This window comes from Ideonella sp. WA131b (genome assembly GCA_023657425.1).
GTDB lineage: Bacteria > Pseudomonadota > Gammaproteobacteria > Burkholderiales > Burkholderiaceae_C > Rubrivivax.
On the sequence record JAGTJW010000003.1, the window covers coordinates 115,361 to 136,236 of the forward strand.

22 protein-coding genes are annotated in these 20,876 nt (G+C 72.0%); 14 read left to right on the plus strand and 8 right to left on the minus strand.

Annotated features, from left to right (window positions below; all coding sequences use genetic code 11):
• Together KA711_15615 and KA711_15620 are read left to right on the plus strand one after the other, a co-directional pair.
• Entirely contained in the window at positions 1–1,254 is a 1,254-nt protein-coding gene (locus KA711_15615) for an amidohydrolase family protein (protein MCM0610396.1), read from the plus strand.
• Positions 1,251–3,128, plus strand: a complete 1,878-nt coding sequence (locus KA711_15620; protein MCM0610397.1) for an MFS transporter — start codon at positions 1,251–1,253, stop codon at positions 3,126–3,128. Before KA711_15615 ends, KA711_15620 begins: the two co-directional genes overlap by 4 nt.
• A gap of 32 nt (positions 3,129–3,160) precedes the next feature.
• Here KA711_15620 and KA711_15625 read toward each other — a convergent pair whose 3' ends face one another.
• Complete coding sequence (locus tag KA711_15625) at positions 3,161–4,006, minus strand: NAD(P)H-binding protein (protein MCM0610398.1); 846 nt, start codon at positions 4,004–4,006, stop codon at positions 3,161–3,163.
• A gap of 128 nt (positions 4,007–4,134) precedes the next feature.
• Between KA711_15625 and KA711_15630 the strand changes: the two genes are divergently transcribed.
• From KA711_15630 to KA711_15645, 4 genes are all read left to right on the plus strand, one after another.
• Positions 4,135–5,121 (plus strand): AraC family transcriptional regulator, encoded by a 987-nt coding sequence (locus tag KA711_15630; GenBank protein ID MCM0610399.1) that lies wholly within the window; start codon positions 4,135–4,137, stop codon positions 5,119–5,121.
• A gap of 128 nt (positions 5,122–5,249) precedes the next feature.
• Positions 5,250–6,041, plus strand: coding sequence for a translesion DNA synthesis-associated protein ImuA (gene imuA / locus KA711_15635; GenBank protein ID MCM0610400.1), 792 nt, complete (start codon positions 5,250–5,252; stop codon positions 6,039–6,041).
• An 84-nt stretch (positions 6,042–6,125) separates the two neighbouring features.
• Entirely contained in the window at positions 6,126–7,703 is a 1,578-nt protein-coding gene (locus tag KA711_15640; protein ID MCM0610401.1) for a DNA polymerase Y family protein, read from the plus strand.
• A gap of 51 nt (positions 7,704–7,754) precedes the next feature.
• A complete protein-coding gene (locus KA711_15645) occupies positions 7,755–8,057 on the plus strand; it encodes a hypothetical protein (protein ID MCM0610402.1) in 303 nt (100 codons plus the stop codon).
• Positions 8,058–8,093: 36 nt separating this feature from the next.
• Here KA711_15645 and KA711_15650 read toward each other — a convergent pair whose 3' ends face one another.
• From KA711_15650 to KA711_15665, 4 genes are all read right to left on the minus strand, one after another.
• Entirely contained in the window at positions 8,094–8,672 is a 579-nt protein-coding gene (locus KA711_15650) for a GNAT family N-acetyltransferase (protein ID MCM0610403.1), read from the minus strand.
• Positions 8,673–8,698: 26 nt separating this feature from the next.
• On the minus strand, positions 8,699–9,130 hold the full coding sequence (locus tag KA711_15655; protein MCM0610404.1) for an META domain-containing protein: 432 nt from the start codon (positions 9,128–9,130) through the stop codon (positions 8,699–8,701).
• Positions 9,131–9,213: 83 nt separating this feature from the next.
• Positions 9,214–9,897, minus strand: coding sequence for a carboxylesterase (locus tag KA711_15660; GenBank protein MCM0610405.1), 684 nt, complete (start codon positions 9,895–9,897; stop codon positions 9,214–9,216).
• Positions 9,898–9,910: 13 nt separating this feature from the next.
• Entirely contained in the window at positions 9,911–11,116 is a 1,206-nt protein-coding gene (locus tag KA711_15665) for a tryptophan--tRNA ligase (GenBank protein ID MCM0610406.1), read from the minus strand.
• 70 nt (positions 11,117–11,186) lie between these two features.
• On the opposite strand from KA711_15665, the gene KA711_15670 reads away from it, so the two are divergent.
• Positions 11,187–11,819: a phosphoribosylglycinamide formyltransferase gene (locus KA711_15670; protein ID MCM0610407.1), complete on the plus strand. Its 633-nt coding sequence runs from the start codon at positions 11,187–11,189 to the stop codon at positions 11,817–11,819.
• A 19-nt stretch (positions 11,820–11,838) separates the two neighbouring features.
• On the opposite strand, the gene KA711_15675 is transcribed toward KA711_15670, so the two are convergent.
• Positions 11,839–12,078, minus strand: coding sequence for a DUF1653 domain-containing protein (locus KA711_15675; GenBank protein ID MCM0610408.1), 240 nt, complete (start codon positions 12,076–12,078; stop codon positions 11,839–11,841).
• Positions 12,079–12,117: 39 nt separating this feature from the next.
• Here KA711_15675 and KA711_15680 point away from each other — a divergent pair, with 39 nt between their 5' ends.
• Together KA711_15680 and KA711_15685 are read left to right on the plus strand one after the other, a co-directional pair.
• Positions 12,118–13,377 carry an RsmB/NOP family class I SAM-dependent RNA methyltransferase gene (locus KA711_15680; protein MCM0610409.1) on the plus strand — a complete coding sequence of 420 codons (1,260 nt, stop codon included), beginning with the start codon at positions 12,118–12,120 and terminating at the stop codon, positions 13,375–13,377.
• Positions 13,378–13,548: 171 nt separating this feature from the next.
• Positions 13,549–14,775 carry a fatty acid desaturase gene (locus tag KA711_15685; GenBank protein ID MCM0610410.1) on the plus strand — a complete coding sequence of 409 codons (1,227 nt, stop codon included), beginning with the start codon at positions 13,549–13,551 and terminating at the stop codon, positions 14,773–14,775.
• Between the two features lie 51 nt (positions 14,776–14,826).
• Here KA711_15685 and KA711_15690 read toward each other — a convergent pair whose 3' ends face one another.
• Positions 14,827–15,375 (minus strand): NUDIX hydrolase, encoded by a 549-nt coding sequence (locus tag KA711_15690; protein ID MCM0610411.1) that lies wholly within the window; start codon positions 15,373–15,375, stop codon positions 14,827–14,829.
• 65 nt (positions 15,376–15,440) lie between these two features.
• Here KA711_15690 and KA711_15695 point away from each other — a divergent pair, with 65 nt between their 5' ends.
• The 3 genes from KA711_15695 (at position 15,441) to pgeF (ending at position 17,572) form a co-directional block, all read left to right on the plus strand.
• Positions 15,441–16,133: a fumarylacetoacetate hydrolase family protein gene (locus KA711_15695; protein MCM0610412.1), complete on the plus strand. Its 693-nt coding sequence runs from the start codon at positions 15,441–15,443 to the stop codon at positions 16,131–16,133.
• Positions 16,134–16,152: 19 nt separating this feature from the next.
• Entirely contained in the window at positions 16,153–16,785 is a 633-nt protein-coding gene (gene maiA, locus KA711_15700; protein ID MCM0610413.1) for a maleylacetoacetate isomerase, read from the plus strand.
• 73 nt (positions 16,786–16,858) lie between these two features.
• Positions 16,859–17,572, plus strand: a complete 714-nt coding sequence (gene pgeF, locus KA711_15705; protein MCM0610414.1) for a peptidoglycan editing factor PgeF — start codon at positions 16,859–16,861, stop codon at positions 17,570–17,572.
• Here the strand turns inward: pgeF and KA711_15710 are convergent.
• Positions 17,498–17,782: a hypothetical protein gene (locus KA711_15710; protein ID MCM0610415.1), complete on the minus strand. Its 285-nt coding sequence runs from the start codon at positions 17,780–17,782 to the stop codon at positions 17,498–17,500. The genes pgeF and KA711_15710 overlap by 75 nt on opposite strands.
• Positions 17,783–17,821: 39 nt before the next feature.
• On the opposite strand from KA711_15710, the gene phaC reads away from it, so the two are divergent.
• Both phaC and KA711_15720 read left to right on the plus strand, forming a co-directional pair.
• A complete protein-coding gene (phaC, locus tag KA711_15715; protein MCM0610416.1) occupies positions 17,822–19,633 on the plus strand; it encodes a class I poly(R)-hydroxyalkanoic acid synthase in 1,812 nt (603 codons plus the stop codon).
• A gap of 25 nt (positions 19,634–19,658) precedes the next feature.
• Positions 19,659–20,843, plus strand: coding sequence for an acetyl-CoA C-acetyltransferase (locus KA711_15720; GenBank protein ID MCM0610417.1), 1,185 nt, complete (start codon positions 19,659–19,661; stop codon positions 20,841–20,843).
• Positions 20,844–20,876 lie beyond the last annotated feature (33 nt).

Sequence of the window (20,876 nt, forward strand, 5' to 3'; positions counted from 1 at the left end):
ATGAAGCGCCGCCATCTGCTGCTGGGCTGCTGCGCCGCGATGGGCGCCGGGCTGTTCACCGGGCTGGGCCTGCGCGCCGCGGGGCCGCTGACCAACCCCTGCCGCGGTGCGCCGCCGCCCGATCTGGCCGACCACGAACTCGTGCGCGCCGCGTTCGAGGGTCTGGACACCACACGCCTCGTCGACACCCACGCCCACCTGCTGGGCACGGGCGACAGCGGCAGCGGCTGCAGCGTGCACCCCAGCCTGCACGAGTGGTGGCAGCCGCGCGAGGTGCTGCGCCGCAAGGGCATCCTCAACGCCGCCTGCATCGCCGAGGACGCGGTGGAGGGCATCGACGTCGCCTACGTGGAGCGGCTGCACACCCTGGCAGCGGGCTTCCCCGCCGGCGCACGCTGGTGGCTGTTCGCCTTCGACCGCGCGCACGACGACGCTGGCCGCCCCGCCCCCGACTGGAGCACCTTCCACGTGCCCGACGCCTACACCGCCGAGGTGGCACGGGCCAGCGGTGGCCGCTTCGCCTGGGTGGCATCCATCCACCCCTACCGCGACGACGCTCTGCCCGCGCTGGAAGCCGCGCTGACGGCTGGCGCGGTGGCCGTGAAGTGGCTGCCGAGCTCCATGAACATCGACCTGCGCGACCCGCGCTGCCGCCCCTTCGGCGAGCGACTGGCGCGCGTCGGCGTACCGCTGGTGGTGCATTGCGGCGAGGAAAAGGCTGCGCCGGGTGCCCACCGCGACGATTTCAACAACCCGCTGCACCTGCGCGCGCTGCTGGCGCTGGGCGTGCCGGTGATCGTGGCGCACGGTGCGTCCTTGGGCCACGCCATCGACGAGGACAAGCGCTCCAGGCCCTCGGTGCCGGCCTTCGAGCTTTTCGCGCGGCTGATGGATGACAAGGCCCTCGAGGGCCGGCTGTTCGGCGACATCTCCGCCGTGTTCCAGCGCAACCGCACCGACGCCGTCTGGCACGCGATCCTGCGCCGCGCCGCCTGGCACGCCCGACTGCTTCACGGCTCCGACCACCCGCTGCCGGGCGTGATGCCGCTGGTGAGCCTGCGGCGCTTCGTGCGCGCCGGCCTGCTGGCCGAGGCGCACGCGGCGCCGCTGCAGCGCCTGCGCGAGCACAACCCGCTGCTGGCCGACCTCGTCATCAAGCGTACGCTGGCCAGCGGCGGCGCGCGGTTGCCGGCCGCGGTGTTCGAGGGCCGCGCACTGCACACGCTGGCTTCCTTCCGCAAAGAGGCTGCATGAACCACGCCAACCAGTTCTCCCTGCTCGGCCAGCGGCGCTTCGCCCCGTTCTTCTGGGTGCAGTTCCTGGGCGCCGGCAACGACAACGTCTTCAAGTTCGCGTTCACGGTGATGGTCACCTACCAGCTCCAGGTGAGCTGGCTTCCGCCGTCGCAGGCCGGCCTCGTCATCGGCGCGCTGTTCATCCTGCCCTTCCTCCTGTTCAGCGCCACCAGCGGGCAGCTCGCGGACAAGTTCCCCAAGGAGGCGCTGATCCGCTTCGTCAAGACGCTCGAGATCGCCATCATGGCCGTGGCGGCCTGGGGCTTCGTGCAGGAGAACGTGCCGCTGCTGCTGGCCTGCGTGTTCCTGATGGGCCTGCACAGCACGCTGTTCGGCCCGGTGAAGTTCGCCTACCTGCCGCAGCACCTGAACGAGCGCGAGCTCACCGGCGGCAACGGCATGGTGGAGATGGGCACCTTTGTGGCCATCCTGCTGGGCAACGTGGCCGGCGGCCTGCTCATTGCGCTGCCGCAGGTGGGGCCGCAGTACGTAGCCGCAGCCTGCTTGCTGCTGGCCGTGCTGGGCCGCGCCACGGCGCAGGCGATCCCCGCCTCGCCGGCCACCGACCCCGGCCTGGCCATCAACTGGAACCCCTTCACCGAGACCTGGCGCAACCTCAGGCTCGCGCACGGCAACGTGGTGGTGTTCCGGTCCCTTCTGGGCATCAGCTGGATGTGGTTCTTCGGCGCGGTGTTCCTGAGCCAGTTCCCGGTGTTCGCGCGAGAGGTCCTGCACGGCAACGAGCAGGTGGCTTCGCTGCTGCTGGTGGTGTTCTCGGTGGGCGTGGGCACGGGCGCGCTGCTGTGCGAGATGCTGAGCCGGCGCCACGTGGAGATCGGCCTCGTGCCGCTGGGCGCGATCGGCATGACGGTGTTCAGCGTGGACCTGTACTTCGCGTCGCGCGCGCTGCCGCCGGCCGAGGCGCTGGGCTTGAGCGCCTTCCTCGCGCAGCCGGCCCACTGGCGCGTGCTGGCTGACCTGTTCATGCTGAGCTTGTTCGCCGGCATCTATAGCGTGCCGATGTACGCGCTGATACAGCTGCGCAGCCAGCCCACGCACCGCGCGCGCATCATTGCCGCAAACAACATCCTCAACGCGCTTTTCATGATCGTCAGCTCGCTGATGGTGGGCGCGCTGCTGGCGGCCGGGCTCACGGTGCCCGAGGTGTTCCTGGTGGTGGGCCTGCTCAACGCGGTGGTGGCGGGCTACATCTTCCTGCTCGTGCCCGAGTACCTGCTGCGCTTCCTGGCCTGGCTGCTGACGCGCGGCGTCTACCGCTTCAAGGTGCGCGGCGAGGAGCACATTCCTACAGAAGGCGCGGCGGTGCTGGTGTGCAACCACGTGAGCTATGTCGACGCCGTGCTGCTGATGGCGGCCAGCCCGAGGCCCATCCGCTTCATCATGGACCACCGCATCTTCGCCACGCCGGTGCTCGGCGCGCTGTTCCGGCTGGGCAAGGCGATCCCGATCGCGCCGCAGAGGGACGATCCCGCGGCCTACGAACGTGCCTTCGAGGAGGCCCGTCATGTGCTCGACGAGGGCGACTTGCTGGCCATCTTCCCCGAGGGCGGGATCACGCGCGACGGACAGCTCGCCGAGTTCAAGGGCGGCCTCATGAAGGTTCTGCAGACGCACCCGGTCCCGGTGGTGCCGATGGCACTGGGCAATCTGTGGGGCAGCTTCTTCTCGCGCGTGGAAGGCGGCGCGGCCATGCGCCGGCCGTTCCGCCGCGGCCTCTTCAGCCCCGTGACGCTGGACGTGGGCGCACCGCTGCCGGCGGCCGAGGTGTCGCCGGCCGGGCTGCGCGGGCGCGTGGCGGCGATGCTGGGCTGACGCCTCCCGGTGGCGCCGCCGCGGCCGCCGCCTCAGGCGCCGGGCGCCTGCCAGTGCGCGCGGTGGTCCTCGGCGTAGCGCTCGAAGGTGATCGGGGCGCGGCCGGTGATCGCCGGCACCGCATCGGTGACCCGCTCGGCATAGCCGGCCTTGAAGGTGCCCAGGATGGTGACCAGGAACTCGGCATAGGGCCGCGGCAGCCCGGCGCCCAGCAGGCCGGCGAGCATGGCCTCGGGCGGGATGTCCTGGTAGCGGATGGTGTGGCCTGCGGCACGCGAGAGGATGGCGGCAGCCTCGTCGTGGTCGAGCGCACGCGCGCCGGTGAGGTCAAACGCCGCGCCGTCGTGGGCGTGGCCGCCCAGCAGCGCGGCGGCCACGGCGGCGATGTCGCGCGCGTCGATAAAGCTGCCCCGGGCCGTGCCGGTGGGCAGGAAGATCGTGCCGTGCTCGCGGATGCCGGCCAGCCAGAAGGTGTGGAAGTTCTGCATGAACCAGTTCGGCCGGATCACGTTGAACGGCCGGTCGCTGGCCTCGAGCTGCAGCTCGGCGCGGCGCAGCGGCGCCGTGGCGTCGGCGTCGGCGCCCATGGCCGTCATCAGCACCAGCTTGTCCAGGCGCTGCGTGCGCGCGTGCTCGATCAGCGGGCCCAGCAATTCGTGCTGGTTGGTGTGGCCGGGCGGGCTCAGCAGGAAGGCGCGGTCCACGCCCTCGAAGGCTTGCGCCAGGCCCTCGTGCGTGACGAGGTCCAGGCGCACCTGGTCGGGGGCGGTGGGGGTGCGGCTGGTGGCGCGGCGCACGGTGTGGCCGGCGGTGGCGAGCAGGCGGGCGAGTTCGCTGCCGACGGTGCCGCTGGCACCGACGATGAGGGTGGTGGTCATGGAGGAGATCCTCGGGTGGGTTGGAATGGGGGGAATGTTCGGTCTTCCGAATCGTACGGAAAATGGCTTCAGGTCCGAGTTTGCTGTCCAAGAGTACAAAATGTGCGGGGTCATGCCACAATCCCGGCATGGATCTGCTCAGCGATGTTCTCCAGCAGTCCGGCCTGCAGCGCCGGCTGCTCGATCTGCGCCACCTGCCCGCGGCCACGGCGCTGCGTTTCCCTTGCGAGCGCAGCATGGGCTTCCACGTCGTCACCGCCGGCCGCGCGTGGGTGCACGCGCCAGGGCTGGCCGAGCCGCTGGCGCTGGCTGCCGGCGACATCGCCTTCATGGCGCGCGGCTGCGTGCACGTGCTGGCCACCGAGCCGCGGCTGGCCGGGCTCGAGCCGCAGCCCATCGCCGGCACCTGGGGCGTGGCGGCGGCGCCCGCGGCCGGCGCCGGGCAGGCCTCGGTGATCAGCGGCGCCTACCAGCTGTGGCACACGCCGCTGCACCCGCTGTTTGCCGAGCTGCCGGCGTGGTTCGTGCTGCCGGCGACGCAGATGCCGCGGCTTGGGCCGCTGGGCCTGGCGATGGCGCTGCTGGTGCAGGAGTCCGAGGCCGCCGGCCGCGCCGCGGCCGAGCCCACCGCGGCGCTGGGCAGCGACGTGCTGGTGCACGGCCTGTTTGACGTGATGTTCGTGCAGCTGCTGCGCGAAATCGTCGCGCAGCGCGGCCTGGCCGGCAGCGGCTGGAGCCAGGCCGTGCGCGACGCCGCCGTGCACCGCGCGGTGGCGCTGATGCAGGCCGACCTCGCCCGGCCCTGGTCGCTGGAGCTGCTGGCGCAGGGGGCGGGCCTGTCGCGCACCACGCTGGCCGAGCGCTTCCGCACCGCGATGGGCGACACGCCGCTGTCGCACCTGCGCACGCTGCGGCTGCAGAAGGCGATGCAGCTGCTGGGCGAGCCGCGGCGCAAGCTCGACGACGTGGCCCAGGCCGTGGGCTACCAGGACGCGTTCAGCTTCTCCAAGGCCTTCAAGCGCGCGCTGGGTGTGTCGCCCGGCGAGTTCCGCCGGCGCGACGCTGCCGAGCGTGCCTCGCCCTGGCGCTGGGGCGCGGCCGACACCGGCACCTGATCACGCGGCCCCGGCTTGCGGGGAATACTGGATAAACATACAGTTGTCTGGTGAACCCACCGGACCTGCAAGCCGATCTCTTTGCCGAGCCGCCGCCCCGCCCCGGGGGCGCGGGCGGCGCGGCCGGCATGGGCGAACGCCCGGCGCTGCACCCCGCCGTCTGGCGCGCCCACGAGCTGGCGCGTCCGGTGGTCACCGACGGCCGCTGCGCCATCGCCAGCGGCCACCGCGCGCTCGATGCGCAACTGCCGGGCGGCGGCTGGCCGCTGGGCTCGCTCACCGAGCTGCTGCTGCCGCACGAGGGCCTGGGCGAGCTGCGCCTGCTGGCCCCGGCGCTGGCCGCGGTGCAGCGGCGCGCCACGGCCAGCCGCGGCCTGATGTGGTTCGACCCGCCGGCCGAGCCTTGCGCCTGGGTGCTGGCGGCGCTGGACATCGACCTGCGCCAGCTCGTCGTCGTGCGCGCCCGGCCGGTGTGGCCGGGGCGGCCCGATCGATCCGCCCACTCGCGCCGCCCGGCGCGCACACGGCTGCCGGCCGCTGACGTGCTCTGGGCGCTGGAGCAGGCGCTCAAGAGCGGCGAGGTCGGCGCCATCGTGGCCTGGCTGCCGGCGCGGCTGCCGGCCGACGCGCTGCGCCGGCTGCAGCTGGCCGCACAGGCGCACGAGGGCCCGGTGTTCCTGCTGCGCCCGGCGGCCGAGGCGCGCCAGCCCAGCGCCGCGCCGCTGCGCCTGTTGCTCGCCAGCGCCGGGCCCGACCGGCTGTGCCTGCAGCTGCTCAAGCGCCGCGGCCCGCCGTGCGCCGAGCCGGTGGTGCTGTGGCTGCCGCCGGTGCTGCCCGAGCTGCCGCTGCCCGAGCTGGTGCCGCCGCCCGGGCCGCTGGCGCTGCCGGGCGGGCGCGACCCCGGCCTGCAGGCGGCGTGAACGACGGCGGCCGCCGCTGCGTCGCTGCCCCGTGGCCTTTGGTGCCGCCGCCTTCGCCATCCCCGCTCCCGCCCGCGTGTCTCCATGCTCTGGATCGCCGTCCACCTGCCCCTGCTGCCGCTGGAGGCCTTCTGCGCCACCTTGCCGCAGGCCGAGGGCGACGCCCTGGCCAGCGCCGACGCGCGCCCGGTGGCCCTGGTGGCCGAGCACCGGGTGGTGCAGCTCAATGCCGCGGCGGCGGCCCGCGGCATTCGTGCCGGCTGCCAGCGTGCCACCGCGCAGGCGCTGGCGGCCGACGTGCTGCTGGCCGAATCCGACCCCGCCCGCGAGGCCGCCGCGCTGTGCGCGGTGGCGCACGCGGCGCTGGCTTTCACCCCCCACGTCGCCGAGCCCCATCCCGCCGAGCCCGCCACCGTGCTGCTGGAGGTGCAGGCCAGCCTGCGCCTCTTTGGCGGCCCGGTGGCGTTGCCGCGGCGGCTGGCGGCGGTGCTGGCGCCGCTGGGTCACCGCCTGCAACTCGCCGCGGCGCCCACGGCCGCTGGCGCGGCGCTGCTGGCGCGCTGGGCGCCGCGCGGCGTGGATGCGCTGCACGGCCCGCACGCCAGCGACCGCGCCGCGCTGGCCGCGCTGCTCGGGCGCGCCCCGGTGACCCTGCTGCCGGCGCCGCGCGCGGCCGTCGCCGCCGAGATGACGGCCCGCATGACGGCCATGGGCCTGCACCGCCTGGCCGATCTGCGCGCCCAGCCGCGCAGCGGCCTGGCGCGCCGCTTCGGCGAGGGCCTGCTGGACACGCTGGACCACGCCTACGGCGACGCCCCCGACACCCGCTGCTGGGCGACGCTGCCGCCGGTGTTCGAGGCCCGCCTGGAGCTGGCCGCGCGCGCCGAGCATGCCGAGCAGGTGCTGCACGGCGCCGGCGTGCTGCTGGCGCGGCTGGTGGCCTGGGCCCAGGGCCGCCAGGTGCGCGTCGCCCGCTTCGTGCTGCGCTGCCTGCACGAGCGTGCGCGCCAGGCCGCGGTGCCGCCCACCGAGCTGGCCGTGACGCTGGCCGAGCCGGCCGTCGACGCCGCCCACCTGCAGGCCCTGCTGAAAGAGCGCCTGGGCCGCCTCGAGCTGCCCGCGCCCACGCTCGACCTGCTGCTGCGCTGCCAGGACGTGGTGGCCGCGCCACCGCCCAACGGCGAGCTGTTCCCCACGCGCGCCAGCCGCGCCGAGGGCCTGCTGCGCCTGGTGGAGCGGCTGCGCGCCCGGCTGGGCGACGCGCAGGTGCAGCGCCTGGTGGCCGTCTCCGACCACCGCCCCGAGTGCGGCAGCCGCGCGCTGCCGCTGCAGGGCGAGGGCGCGCAGCCCGCGCTGCCGGCGCTGCCGCCGGGCCTGGCGCTGCTCGACCCGGCCCTGCCGCTGCACCGCCCGGCCTGGCTGCTGCCCGAGCCGCAGCCGCTGGCCGAGGCCGCCGACGGCACGCCGTGCGTGCGCGGCCGGCCGCTGCGCGTGCTGGCCGGCCCCGAGCGCATCGAGACCGGCTGGTGGGACGCACACCCCGTGCAGCGCGATTACTTCATCGCCGAGGCGCACGGCGGGGCTCTGGTGTGGGTGTTCCGCCACCGCCTGCCGCAGCCGCCGGGCGAGCCGGTCTGGTTCTTGCAAGGCCTGTTCGGCTGATCGGCCCGCACGCGCCAGTGCCCGCAGGCGGCGTGCGATAGTCCGCGCCCGATGAAGAAGACCGCCGCCGACGAACCCGTCGTCGATCCGAAGGTGCTGCGCGCCATCGACCGCAGCGTGCCCGACTTCCCGCGCCCGCCCTGGCGCCGAAGGCTGCTGAGAGCGCTGCTGGCCGTGGGCATGGGCTGGCTGGTGGTGGACACCCTGCTCGACCCGCCCGGCAACATCCAGCGCAACCCGCCGCCGCGTGTGGACGCACCCGCCTGCGGGCCCGGCCAGACACGCGGCTGCGTGGGCGGCACGGCCACGGTCATCCTCGCGCCGGCGCCGGCGGCGGCGGCGGCGTCGCGCTAGGAGCGTGGGGCACCCGCGCCGAAGCCCGGCCGGCCCTCAGGCGCCGGGCTGCAGGTCGATGCGGAAGCGCAGCCCCGGGCTGTGGCCGTAGACCGCGCCCTTGTCGAAGGCGCCCAGCGGCACGCCGCCGTTGGCCAGGATCACCTTCTGCGAAGGCTCGTTGTCGGGGTCGGTGGTCAGCTCGACGTGGCCCAGGCCCAGTTCGCGCGCCAGCGGCAGCAGCAGCGCCAGTGCGCGCGTGCCGTGGCCGCGGCGGCGCTGCCAGGGCACGAGGCTGTAGCCGACGTGGCCCAGCACGTGCGGCGGCAGCGGCGCGTGGCCGTGGTTCCAGCGCAGGTTGATCAGGCCGACGAAGCCGGCCGGGCCCGCGTCGGCGGCGTCCCAGATCCAGCGCTGCAAGCTGGGCAGCCGCGCCGCCTGCGAGCCGTCGGCCAGGGTCACCGGCGGCCCGCCGCCGGCGCGGTTGTCGGTGAGCGCGACAAAGCCTTCGGGGTCGTCGGCGATGCCGGCGAGCGACTCGCGGTTGGCCGCCAGCCCGCGCACGTTGTCGGGTGTCCAGCCGCGCTCGAGCGCGGCGGTGTAGGCCGGCAGCAGCGCCAGCGCGGGCACGCGCAGCGCCGTGGCCGGAGGCGGCGCGGTCGTCAGGGCGCGGCCTTGCCGGGGTGCAGGTTGAGCAGGGTGCCGCCGCCTTCGGCCAGCAGCTTCAGCGCGCCGCCTTCGATGCGCCAGCCGCGAACGCCGGCCAGCGCCGCGAGGAAGCGGTCTTCGGCGCCGTCGTCGTCCAGGCAGGCGCGGCGTGTGCCGACGATGTTCTCGAAGCGCAGCCGCGGGCCCTCGAGCACGATGCGTCCCATGATGCGGTTGCAGCCGCTATTGCCCGCAAAGTGCGGCTCGCGTTCGTCGAGCCGGATGATCGCGGCGCGCGGGCCGTCGGCGCCGAGTTGCCAGCTGGTGCCACGCAGGGAAAGGGCCTCTCCACCACCCCTGCTGGCGGGGGCGGCGCAGGCGGTCAGCGCGGCCAGGAGAGCGGGCAGGGCGAGCCAGCGGCCCGGTTGGAGCAGTCGGTGGTTCATGTCCGCGACCTTAACGCACCTGGCGCCATCGGCGCCGCTGCCGTCCGGCAGCGCACCGGCCGGCGTCGGCCGCAGCCAGGGTTTCAGGCCAGCACCTGCCGCAACCAGGCCTCGAGGTCGCGCACCTCTTCCAGGCACACGGAGTGTTCCATCGGGTACTCGTGCCACTGCACGGGCTGGCCCAGGGCCAACAGAGCGTCGCGGCTGGCGCGGCCGCGCGCCGGCATCACCACGCCGTCGCGGCTGCCGTGGGCACCGAACACCGGTGTCGCCGCATTGTCCGCCTGGCGCTCGGCCGCCGTGTGCCCGGCCAGCGGCAGGTAGCCCGACAGCCCGGCCAGCCCTGCGAGGCGCTGCCCGTAGCGCAGCCCCGCCCCCAGCGTGATGGCGCAGCCCTGCGAGAAACCCGCCAGCACGATGCGTTGTGCCGGAACACCACGCGCCACTTCGCGGTCGAGCAGCGCGTGCACACCGGCGAAGCTGTCGCGCAGGCCGGCCTCGTCTTCCTGGCGGCTGAAGGGGTCGGCCGGGCCGGTGCCGGGGTAGATGTCGTACCAGGCGCGCATCGCGTGGCCGCCGTTGATCGTCACTGCCCGCACCGGCGCGCGCGGGAACACCCAGCGCACAGGGCCGATGGCCTCCAGGCGCATTTCGTCGGCCAGCGAGAGGAAGTCGGTGCCGTCGGCGCCCAGGCCGTGCAACACCACGATGCTGGCGCGTGGCGCGGCGGCGGGGTGCAGTTCGATGGTTTGCAGGGGCGTGGTCATGGCGGAGCCCGGGTCAGTAGTTCAAGCCCATGGCCGAGCGCACGTCCTTCATGGTCTGGCGTGCCACGGTGCGCGCGCGCTCGGTGCCCATCTCGACGATCCAGTGCACCTGCTTGGGGTTGGCGAGATACGCCTCGGCGCGCTCGCGCCAGGGTTGCTGTTCCCTGAGGATGGCGTCGATCACGGGTTGCTTGCAATCCAGGCAGCCGATGCCCGCCGTGGTGCAGCCCTGCTGCACCCACTGGTGCGTGGCCTCGTCGGTGTAGACCTTGTGGAACTGCCACACCGGGCACCTGGCGGGGTCGCCGGGGTCGGTGCGGCGGGCGCGCGCGGGGTCGGTGGCCATGGCGCGCACCTTCTTTGTCACCTCGGCCGGCTCCTCGCGCATCAGGATGGCGTTGCCGTAGCTCTTGCTCATCTTGGTGCCGTCGGTCCCGGGCAGGCGCAGCACCTCGGTGTGCAGCGCCTGCGGCTCGGTGAGCACGCTCTTGCCGCTGCCCTTGAGGTGGCCCAGCAGCAGCTCGCCGTCGTCGGTAGTCCAGCCGCTGATGGCCACGGACTTCTTCACGATGCCCTCGCCGCGGCCCCAGGCCTCGGCGCTGCCGGTCTCGCCGAAGGCCTTGCGCTGCTTCTCGAAGTAGCGCTGGTCGTCCTTGGGCAGCTTGGCCAGCGCAGCCGCCACCTGCGCGTCGAAGTCCTTGCTGCGGCCGTAGAGGTTGTTGAAGCGGCGCGCCACCTCGCGCGTGAGCTCGACGTGGCTGCTCTGATCCTCGCCCACCGGCACGTGGTCGGCCTTGTAGATCAGGATGTCGGCCGCCTGCAGCAGCGGGTAGCCGAGGAAGCCGTAGGTGGCGAGGTCGCGGTCCTTGAGCTTCTCGATCTGGTCCTTGTAGGTCGGCACGCGCTCGAGCCAGCCCAGCGGCGTGCCCATGGCCAGCAGCGTGAACAGCTCAGCGTGCTCCGGCAGGCGGCTCTGGATGAAGATGGTGCAGCGGTCGGGATCCAGGCCGGCGGCGATCCAGTCGATCACCATCTCGTAGACGTAGCGCTCCATGACGTCGCGCTCTTCGTAGTGCGTCGTCAGCGCGTGCCAGTCGGCCACGAAGAAGAAGCATTCGTGCTCGCGCTGCAGGCGCACCCAGTTCTTGAGCGCGCCGTGGTAGTGGCCAAGGTGCATGGCGCCGGTGGGGCGCATGCCGGAGAGGACGCGGGATCGCATGGTCGCGGGGTGGGTAGCTGCTGAGGCGGCGAGGATTGTGTCAGGCGACGCGGCCGCGACAATGCCGCCCATGACGCAGCGCATCGCCATCCTGATCTCCGGCCGCGGCTCCAACATGGAGGCCATCGTGCGCGCCTGCGTCGCCGAGGGCTGGCCGGCGCAGGTGGTGGCGGTGCTGGCCAACCGGCCTGACGCCGCCGGCCTGGCCTTTGCCGCCGAGCAAGGCATCGCGACCGCGGTGGTGGACCACAAGGCCCACGCCCGCCGCGAGGCCTTCGACGCCGCGCTGGCCGACACCCTCGACGGCTTCGCGCCGGACCTGGTGGTGCTGGCCGGCTTCATGCGCATCCTGGGCGGAGCCTTCGTGCGGCGCTACGAGGGGCGGCTGCTGAACATCCACCCGTCGCTGCTGCCGGCCTTCCCGGGGCTGCACACGCACCGGCGAGCGCTGGAGGCGGGCTGCAAGCTGGCGGGCGCCACGGTGCACTTCGTGACGCCCGAGCTCGACCACGGGCCAATCGTGATGCAGAGCGCGGTGCCGGTGCTGCCGGGCGACGATGAGCACGCGCTGGCTGCGCGCGTGCTGGCCACCGAGCATGTGATTTACCCGAAGAGCGTGCGCTGGTTCGTAGAAGGGCGGTTGGTGTTCGACGGTGGCATGGTGCGACTGCGGGGTGGCGAGCCGCAGCTGTTGCTGGCTTAGGAGCGTGGGCGGCTGAGCTTCAGTCACCGATGCGCTCGAAGCGCGCCCGCGTGACGCCGTCGATCGTCACCGTCTCGAAAAACATCGCGTGCGGCCGGACCCAGTCGCCGCGGTCGCTGTACAGCGGCCGGTACAGCACCAGTGGCTCCAGCGTCTCGGAGTGGCGCACGACGCCGAGCAGGCGGTATTCGCCACCCTTGTGGTGGCGGTAGCGGCCCGGCGGGGCCGGGGGCAGTGCGGGCAGGTCGTCGTCGTGCATGGCCGGGAGTATCCGGGGGCGCCGGGATAATCCCCGAGGATGCATCCCAACGCCCTCCTGGACCTCGCCACCGAGCTGGTGCGCTCGGTGCTGAAGTTCGACGCACCGGCCGATGGCCTGGTGTCGATGTTCTTCCGCAAGCACGCCAAGCTCGGCGCGCGCGAGCGCCACACGCTGGCCGAGACCGTCTACACGCTGCTGCGCCAGCGCCTCCTGCTGCAGCACCTGGCGCAGAGTGGCCACGGCCCGCTCGAGCGCCGCCTGGCCATCCTGGCCTGGCAGGGCAACACCGGCTTCCTGCGCGGCGCGCTCACGCCGCCCGAGCAGGCCTGGCTGGAGCAGGTGAGCGCCATCGACCGCGCCACCCTGCCCGAGAAGCTGCGCCACAACCTGCCGGACTGGCTGGCCAACCCGCTGAAGGAGGCGCTCGGCAGCGAGTTCTGGCCGCTGGTCGACGAGCTTGCGCGTCCGGCGCCGCTGGACCTGCGCGTCAATGTGCTCAAGGCCCGGCGCGAGGACGTGCAGCGGGCCCTCGCCGAGGCCGGCATCGAGGCCGAGCCCACGCCGCACTCGCCATGGGGCCTGCGCACAGCCGGCAAGCCTGCGTTGAACAAGTTGCCGCTCTTCACCGACGGCCTCGTGGAGGTGCAGGACGAGGGCAGCCAGCTGCTGGCCCTGCTGCTCGACCCCAAGCGCGGCGAGATGGTGGTCGACTTCTGCGCCGGTGCCGGCGGCAAGACGCTGGCGCTGGGTGCATCCATGCGCAACACCGGGCGGCTGTATGCCTTCGACGTGTCCGGCCACCGGCTCGAGAACCTGAAGCCGCGGCTGGCGCGCAGCGGCCTGTCGAACGTGCACCCGGCCCAGCTCGCGCACGAGCGCGACGACCGCGTCAAGCGGCTGGCCGGCAAGATCGACCGCGTGCTGGTCGACGCGCCCTGCTCGGGCCTGGGCACCCTGCGCCGCAATCCCGACCTGAGATGGCGCCACAGCCCGCAGGCCCTGGTCGAACTCCAGGCCAAGCAGATGGCCATCTTGGCCGCGGCGGCGCGGCTGCTCAAGGAGGGCGGGCGCCTGGTCTACGCCACCTGCAGCCTGCTGCCGGCCGAGAACGAGGCTGTGGCCGAGGCTTTCTCGGCAACCGAGGGCGCCCGTTTCGAGCGGCTGCCCGTTCATGAGTTGCTGCAGGGCGCGCATGTGGCCCGCGCCGAGGCCCTGGTGTCGGGACCCTACCTTCGCCTGTGGCCGCACCGCCACCACACCGATGGCTTTTTCGCTGCAGCCTGGCGTCGGCGTTGAAGAGCGCGCTTCCGTCGCCATCTGCGCACAAGCTGCGCCCGTGACGCAAGTCAAGCGCAGGGCGGTCCCGGTCTGCGCAGGCCCTGGCGACGATTGCCCGACAGGGGGTGAGGCCTACAATCGCCCCGCCGGCATTTCGGCAAGACATTTCGGCAAGAGAAAGACGGTTCCATGGATTCCTTCTGGCTGGCCCACGACGCCCTGGTGCAATGGCTCTCCCACGGGCTCGCCGAGGCCAGCTGGTGGCAGGTGCTCGTTTTCGCCCTCGTCACCACGCACATCACCATCGTGTCGGTGACGCTGTTCCTGCACCGCTCGCAGGCCCACCGCGCGCTGGATCTGCACCCCGCGGTGCAGCACTTCTTCCGCTTCTGGCTCTGGATCGGCACCGGCATGGTCACCCGCGAGTGGGTGGCCATCCACCGCAAGCACCACGCCAAGTGCGAGACGGCCGATGACCCGCACAGCCCCGTCACCCACGGCATCGGCAAGGTGCTGCGCGAAGGCGCCGAGCTCTACCGCGCCGAGAGCAAGGTGCAGGCCACGATCGACAAGTACAGCCATGGTGTGCCCGATGACTGGGTCGAGCGCCACGTCTACAGCCGCTACACCTGGCAGGGCGTGGGGCTGCTGCTGATCCTCGACCTGCTGCTGTTCGGCGCGATCGGCGCCGCCGTGTGGGCAGTGCAGATGGCCTGGATCCCGGTCACCGCGGCCGGCATCATCAACGGCCTGGGCCACCACAGCGGCTATCGCAACTTCGAGGCACCCGACGCCAGCACCAACGTGCTCCCGATCGGCATCCTCATTGGTGGCGAAGAACTGCACAACAACCACCACACTTACCCGACCTCGGCCAAGTTCTCGGTCAAGCCCTTCGAGTTCGACATCGGCTGGGGCTACATCCGCGCGCTGGAGATGTTGGGCCTGGCCAAGGCCAAGAAGGTACCGCCCAGGCTCACGCTCGGCGTGCTGCCCACGGTGGCCGACAACCACACGCTGCAGGCCATCATTGCCAACCGCTACGAGGTCATGGCGCGCTACGCGGCCGAGCTCAAGCGCGCCGCCGGTTTTGAGGTCGAGCGCCTCAAGGCTCAGGGCCCGGCTGCCGCCGCGCGCCTTCGGCAGATGCGCGTCGCGCAGGCCTGGCTGCACCGCGACGACGACAAGATCCCCCAGGGCGTCAAGTCCACGCTCGTCGCCGCCATGGGCGAGAGTCCGCAGCTCGCCAAGCTCGTGGCCATGCGCGAGGAATTGCGGGCCCTGTGGACGCGCACCGGCGTCAGCGCCGAGCAGCTGGTGACCGAGCTGCAGGCCTGGTGCCGCAAGGCCGAGGAAAGCGGCATCGCGGCGTTGCAGGATTTCTCGCTGAAGCTGCGCGCCGCCCAGCCCGCCTGACCCTAAGGCGGGCACGCAGGATGACGCCCGCCTTGGCGGGCTTCATCGTCTTCAGCCGATGTCGGCCACGTGGATGCCGAATCGCCCCGCGCGGCGGTCTTCGAAGTACAGCTCCAGCGTGCGCCTCACGGTGCGGAAGGCCAGTTCGTCCCAGGGCACCTCGTCTTCGCGGAACAGGCGTGCCTCCAGCGTCTCGGGTCCGGGCGCGAGGTGCTCACTCAGCATGCGCGCGCGGTAGAACAGGTGCACCTGGCCCACGCGCACCACGTTCAGCAGAGTGAACAGGCCTTCGAGCTCCACCTGCGCGCCGGCCTCCTCGTCGGTTTCGCGCAGCGCGCCGTCGGCCACCGTCTCGCCCAGCTCCATGAAGCCGGCCGGCAGCGTCCAGAAGCCGTGGCGCGGCTCGATGGCACGGCGGCACAGCAGCACGCGTTCGCCCCATACCGGCACGGTGCCGACGACGTTCAGCGGGTTCTCGTAGTGGATCTCGCCGCAGACCGTGCAGACGGCACGCTCGCGGTTGTCGTCGGCCGGCACGCGGTACTCGGTGCGGCCGCCGCAGACCCGGCAATGCTGGATGCGGCGGGTCGGCAGGAGCATGCGATCGAGTGTAGCGGCGGCCGGTGGCATCATCACCTGCCGTCCCCAACCAGACCCCACCTGCCATGAGCTTCGTCGTCACGCCTCCCGCCCCTGTTGCCGTGCCCGTGGTGGGCGGTGGTGAGTTCCCGGTGCGCCGCGTCTACTGTGTCGGTCGCAACTACGCCGAGCACGCGCAGGAGATGGGCTACACCGGCCGAGAACCGCCGTTCTTCTTCCTGAAGCCTGCTGACACGATGGTGGTCGTGGCCGAAGGCGAGACGGGCGCCATCGACTACCCGACGCTGACGAGCAACCTCCACCACGAGATCGAGCTCGTTGTGGCCATCGGGACCGGTGGCCGCGGCATCAAGGCCGCGGACGCCCAGGCCCATGTCTACGGCTACGCCGTGGGCCTGGACATGACGCGGAGGGACTTGCAGAGCGAGATGAAGAAGCAGGGCCGCCCCTGGGAGATCGGCAAGGCCTTCGACCAGAGCGCGCCCATCGGCCCCATCGTGCCGGCCTCGAAGGCCGGTGCGTTGAACAGCGGTGCCATCACGCTGCACGTCAACGGCCAACTGCGCCAGGGCAGCGACGTCAAGGAGCTGATCTGGAACGTTGTCGAGATCATCGAGCACCTGAGTGCGGCCTGGGAACTGCAGCCCGGCGACCTCATCTACACCGGCACGCCGGCTGGCGTGGCCGCTGTGGTGAAGGGCGACGTGATGGAAGGCCGCGTCGCCGGCCTGCCGCTGCTGAGCGTGGCCGTGCGCTGAAGCCACGGAGGGCGCCGCGATGGATCTGTTCAACTACTACCGCTCGTCGGCCTCGTACCGCGTGCGCATCGCGCTGGCGCTGAAGGGCCTGGAGTACGACTACCGCCCCGTGCACCTGGCGAAGAACGAGCAGTTGACCGAGTCGTACGCCGCGGTGTCGGCGGCGCGTCTCGTGCCGCTGCTGCGCGACGGCGAGCATTCGTTGACGCAGTCGCTGGCGATCATCGAGTACCTCGACGAGACGCACCCCACGCCACCCCTGCTGCCCGGCACGCCGGCCGAACGGGCCCGCGTGCGCGCGCTGGCGATGGACATCGCCTGCGAGATCCACCCGCTGAACAACCTGCGCGTGCTGCGTTACCTGGTGCGCGACCTCAAGGTGGCCGAGGACGACAAGAATCGCTGGTACCGCCATTGGGTCGAAACCGGGCTGGAGGTGGTGGAACGCCAGCTTGTGGCGCGGCCGTCCGCCTACTGCCACGGTGACGCACCGACGCTGGCCGACTGCTGCCTGGTGCCGCAGATCTTCAACGCGCGGCGCTTCGACTGCCGGCTCGACCACGTGCCGAACGTGGTGCGCGTGTTCGAGGCCTGCATGGCCCTGCCGGCGTTCGAGGCCACGCGGCCCGAGAATTGCCCGGATGCCGAGTGACGCGGCCAACGCCGCCGTGCCGCTGATCGAGCCCGCCTGGCCAGGCGGCGCGCCGGCCGGCGTGGGTGCGGCGATGAGCACGCGGCACGGTGGCGTCAGCACCGCACCCTGGCACTCGCTGAACCTGGGCGTGGCCGTGGGCGACGAGGCCGCGGCGGTGGCCCGAAATCGCGCACGCTGGGTGGAGGCGCTGGGCGCACGGCCGGTGTGGCTGCGACAGGTGCACGGCGTGCAGGTGCTGCGGCTCGACGCCACCACGCCCGACCACCCGGCCGAGCCCGCCGACGCCGCCTGGACCACCGAGCCCGGCATCGCCTGCACGGTGCAGGTGGCCGACTGCCTGCCGGTGCTGCTGGCCACGCGCGATGGCTGCGCGGTGGGCGCCGCCCATGCCGGTTGGCGCGGTCTGGCAGCGGGCGTGCTCGAAGCCACCGTGGCGGCCCTGCAGGCCGGCGCGGCGGTGCCCGCTGCGGAACTTCGGGCCTGGCTGGGGCCGTGCATCGGGCCGCGGGTCTTCGAGGTGGGGCCGGAGGTGCTGCAAGGCTTCGGGCGCGCGCCGCTGACCGCGGATCAGCCGGGTTTTCGATGGTCGCCCCGGGCGGATGGCAGCCCCCGCTGGCACGCCGACCTGCCGGCGCTGGCGCGCGAGCGCCTGGCCGCGGTGGGTGTCACGGCCGTGGCCGTGCACGGCGGCTGCACGGTGGCTGGCGGCTCAGACTTCTTTTCGTTCCGACGCGACGGTGTCACCGGCCGCCTGGCCGCCGCCGTGTGGCGCCGCCGTGCGTGAAGCGTCGGCCGTGGCCTCCGCGGCCTCGGCCGCCAGCCGTGCGCGGCGCCGCGCTGGCGTGCCCATGATGTACATCACCACCAGCAGGGGCAGCACGCCGTAAAACACGAAGGTAATCACCGCCCCCAGCACACTGCCTTGGCTGGACAAGGCCTCGGCCACGGCCATCATCAGCACCACGTACAGCCAGCCGATCGCCACCAGGTACATGCCACGGCCCCAGCCCGTTGAAGTGGAAGAAATTCTGTCATGCCATCGTCAGCCCTTCCTCGTACAAACCCGAGGCGCCGCCGCCCGAGCACGGCCACCGGAGACCCCCCTGTGAACCGAAAGTCCCGCGCGGCCGCAGCCGCTGCCGAACCGGCCGCCGCCCCGGCGGCATCCTCACCACCGCCCGTGGCCGAGGCCTTCGGTTCCGCCGTCGGCGATGCGCTCAAGGCCTTCGGTGGCCTGGCCCTGCCGATGGAACGCCTGGCCCGCATCCAGGGCGACTACCTCAAGAACGCCACCGAGATGTGGAACCAGGCTCTGCACCGCCTGCAGGGCGACGCTCAAGGCCAGAATGCGGCCGCGCAGCCCTTGCCCGACCGCCGCTTCGCCGGCAGCGAGTGGGCGGCCAACCCGGTGGCGGCCACGATGGCACAGCTGTACCTGCTGAATGCCCGCACGCTCATGACGCTGGCCGACAGCGTGGAGGGCGACGCCAAGACGAAGGCGCGCATCCGCTTCGCCGTGCAGCAGTGGGTCGACGCCACGAGCCCCAGCAACTATCTGGCGCTCAACCCCGAGGCGCTGAACAAGGCGCTCCAGACGCAGGGTGAGAGCATCGGCAAGGGCCTGCAGCACCTGCTCGACGACGTGCGCAAGGGCCATGTTTCGCAGACCGACGAGAGCGTCTTCGAGGTTGGCCGCAACGTCGCCACCACCGCGGGCAGCGTGGTGTTCGAGAACGAGCTGTTCCAGCTCATCGAGTACCGCCCGCTCACGGCCAAAGTGCACGGGCGGCCGATGCTCTTTGTGCCGCCGTGCATCAACAAGTACTACATCCTCGATCTGCAGCCCGACAACTCCGTCATCCGCTACACCGTCGAACAAGGCCACCGCACCTTCGTCGTGAGCTGGCGCAACCCGGACGAGTCGCTCAAGGGCAAAACTTGGGACGACTACATCGAGCACGGCCCCATCGCGGCCATCCACACGGTGCAGGCCATCACAGGTGCCGAGACGATCAACACCCTGGGCTTCTGCGTCGGCGGCACCATCCTGGCCACGGCGCTGGCGGTGCTGGCGGCGCGTGGCGAGCAGCCGGCCGAGAGCGTGACGCTCCTGACCACGCTGCTGGATTTCGCCGACACCGGCATCCTCGACATCTTCGTCGACGAGGCCAGCGTGCAGCTGCGCGAGATGACCATCGGCGAGCAGGCGCCCGCCGGGCCCGGCCTGCTCAAGGGCCAGGAGCTGGCCACCACCTTCAGCTTCCTGCGGCCCAACGACCTGGTCTGGAACTACGTCGTCGGCAACTACCTCAAGGGCGAGACGCCGCCGCCCTTCGACCTGCTCTACTGGAACGGCGACAGCACCAACCTGCCGGGCCCCATGTACTGCTGGTACCTGCGCCACCTGTATCTGCAGAACGAGCTCAAGAAGCCCGGGGCACTCACCGTCTGCGGCGAGAAGGTCAACCTCGGTGCCATCGAGGCACCGTTCTTCGTCTACGGCAGCCGCGAGGACCACATCGTGCCCTGGCAGGCGGCCTACGCGTCGATCCCGCTGATCCGCGGCGACAAGACCTTCGTGCTGGGCGCCAGCGGCCACATCGCCGGGGTCATCAACCCGCCGGCCAAGGGCAAGCGCAGCCACTGGACAAGCACGCGCCTGCCAGCCAGGGCTGACGACTGGCTGAAGACGGCCACCGAGCAGCCGGGCAGCTGGTGGCCGGCCTGGGCCGGCTGGCTCAAGGGCCATGCCGGCAAGCTCGTCAACGCCCCCAAGACGCCGGGGTCGACACGTTTCAAGCCCATCGAACCGGCCCCGGGCCGCTACGTCAAGGCCAAGGCCTAGACTTCGAATTCAGGAGACATCAACCATGGCACAACAGGACATCGTCATCGTTGCCGCCGCCCGCACCGCGGTGGGCAAGTTCGGCGGCTCGCTCGCCAAGGTGGCCGCGCCCGAGCTTGGCGCCACCGTGCTGAAGGCGCTGCTGGCACGCTCTGGCCTGGCCAGTGAGCAGATCGGCGAGGTCATCCTCGGCCAGGTGCTCACCGCCGGCAGCGGGCAGAACGCGGCGCGCCAGGCCGTCATCAAGGCCGGCTTCAGCCCATCCGTGCCGGCCATGACGATCAACAAGGTCTGCGGCTCGGGGCTGAAAGCGGTGATGCTGGCGGCCCAGGCCATCCGCGACGGCGACAGCGAGATCGTCATCGCCGGGGGGCAGGAGACCATGAGCGCTGCGCCACACGTGCTGCTGGGCAGCCGCGACGGCCAGCGCATGGGCGACTGGAAGATGACCGACTCGATGATCGTCGACGGCCTGTGGGACGTCTACAACCAGTACCACATGGGCATCACGGCCGAGAACGTGGCCCGCAAGTACGGGATCACGCGCGAAGCCCAGGACGCGCTGGCGCTGGCCAGCCAGCAGAAAGCGGCCGCGGCGCAGGAGGCCGGGCGCTTCAAGGACGAGATCGTGCCGGTGCTGATCCCGCAGAAGAAGGGCGATCCGCTGGTGTTCGACGCCGATGAGTTCATCAACAAGAAGACCAGCGCCGAGGCCCTGGCCGGCCTGCGCCCGGCCTTCGACAAGGCCGGCTCGGTGACGGCCGGCAACGCCAGCGGCATCAATGACGGTGCCGCCGCGGTGATGGTCATGACGGCCGCCAAGGCCGCGGCGCTGGGCCTGAAGCCGCTGGCGCGCATCGCCAGTTACGCCTCAGCCGGCCTCGACCCCGCCATCATGGGCATGGGCCCGGTGCCGGCGGCGAAGAAAGCCCTGGAGCGCGCCGGCTGGACGGCCGCCGACCTGGACCTGCTCGAGATCAACGAGGCCTTCGCGGCCCAGGCCTGCGCCGTGCACCAGGAGATGGGCTGGGACACGGCCAAGGTCAACGTCAATGGCGGCGCCATCGCCATCGGCCACCCCATCGGTGCCAGCGGCTGCCGCATCCTGGTGACGCTGCTGCACGAGATGATCCGGCGCGACGCGAAGAAGGGCATCGCGTCCTTGTGCATCGGCGGCGGCATGGGCGTGGCCCTGACCGTCGAGCGCTGAACATCCACACCACCCACACCACCCGCATCGGGT

What these genes read in the sequence shown, in the direction of transcription:
- KA711_15695 (MCM0610412.1), top strand. Translation starts at nt 15,441, where the DNA reads ATGAGCTTCGTCGTCACGCCTCCCGCCCCTGTTGCCGTGCCCGTGGTG.
- KA711_15690 (MCM0610411.1), bottom strand. Translation starts at nt 15,375, where the DNA reads ATGCTCCTGCCGACCCGCCGCATCCAGCATTGCCGGGTCTGCGGCGGC.
- KA711_15685 (MCM0610410.1), top strand. Translation starts at nt 13,549, where the DNA reads ATGGATTCCTTCTGGCTGGCCCACGACGCCCTGGTGCAATGGCTCTCC.
- KA711_15640 (MCM0610401.1), top strand. Translation starts at nt 6,126, where the DNA reads ATGCTCTGGATCGCCGTCCACCTGCCCCTGCTGCCGCTGGAGGCCTTC.
- KA711_15615 (MCM0610396.1), top strand. Translation starts at nt 1, where the DNA reads ATGAAGCGCCGCCATCTGCTGCTGGGCTGCTGCGCCGCGATGGGCGCC.
- maiA (MCM0610413.1), top strand. Translation starts at nt 16,153, where the DNA reads ATGGATCTGTTCAACTACTACCGCTCGTCGGCCTCGTACCGCGTGCGC.
- KA711_15675 (MCM0610408.1), bottom strand. Translation starts at nt 12,078, where the DNA reads ATGCACGACGACGACCTGCCCGCACTGCCCCCGGCCCCGCCGGGCCGC.
- KA711_15625 (MCM0610398.1), bottom strand. Translation starts at nt 4,006, where the DNA reads ATGACCACCACCCTCATCGTCGGTGCCAGCGGCACCGTCGGCAGCGAA.
- KA711_15660 (MCM0610405.1), bottom strand. Translation starts at nt 9,897, where the DNA reads ATGACCACGCCCCTGCAAACCATCGAACTGCACCCCGCCGCCGCGCCA.
- KA711_15670 (MCM0610407.1), top strand. Translation starts at nt 11,187, where the DNA reads ATGACGCAGCGCATCGCCATCCTGATCTCCGGCCGCGGCTCCAACATG.
- KA711_15665 (MCM0610406.1), bottom strand. Translation starts at nt 11,116, where the DNA reads ATGCGATCCCGCGTCCTCTCCGGCATGCGCCCCACCGGCGCCATGCAC.
- imuA (MCM0610400.1), top strand. Translation starts at nt 5,250, where the DNA reads ATGGGCGAACGCCCGGCGCTGCACCCCGCCGTCTGGCGCGCCCACGAG.
- KA711_15630 (MCM0610399.1), top strand. Translation starts at nt 4,135, where the DNA reads ATGGATCTGCTCAGCGATGTTCTCCAGCAGTCCGGCCTGCAGCGCCGG.
- KA711_15655 (MCM0610404.1), bottom strand. Translation starts at nt 9,130, where the DNA reads ATGAACCACCGACTGCTCCAACCGGGCCGCTGGCTCGCCCTGCCCGCT.
- KA711_15620 (MCM0610397.1), top strand. Translation starts at nt 1,251, where the DNA reads ATGAACCACGCCAACCAGTTCTCCCTGCTCGGCCAGCGGCGCTTCGCC.
- KA711_15710 (MCM0610415.1), bottom strand. Translation starts at nt 17,782, where the DNA reads ATGTACCTGGTGGCGATCGGCTGGCTGTACGTGGTGCTGATGATGGCC.
- phaC (MCM0610416.1), top strand. Translation starts at nt 17,822, where the DNA reads ATGCCATCGTCAGCCCTTCCTCGTACAAACCCGAGGCGCCGCCGCCCG.
- pgeF (MCM0610414.1), top strand. Translation starts at nt 16,859, where the DNA reads ATGAGCACGCGGCACGGTGGCGTCAGCACCGCACCCTGGCACTCGCTG.
- KA711_15645 (MCM0610402.1), top strand. Translation starts at nt 7,755, where the DNA reads ATGAAGAAGACCGCCGCCGACGAACCCGTCGTCGATCCGAAGGTGCTG.
- KA711_15680 (MCM0610409.1), top strand. Translation starts at nt 12,118, where the DNA reads ATGCATCCCAACGCCCTCCTGGACCTCGCCACCGAGCTGGTGCGCTCG.
- KA711_15720 (MCM0610417.1), top strand. Translation starts at nt 19,659, where the DNA reads ATGGCACAACAGGACATCGTCATCGTTGCCGCCGCCCGCACCGCGGTG.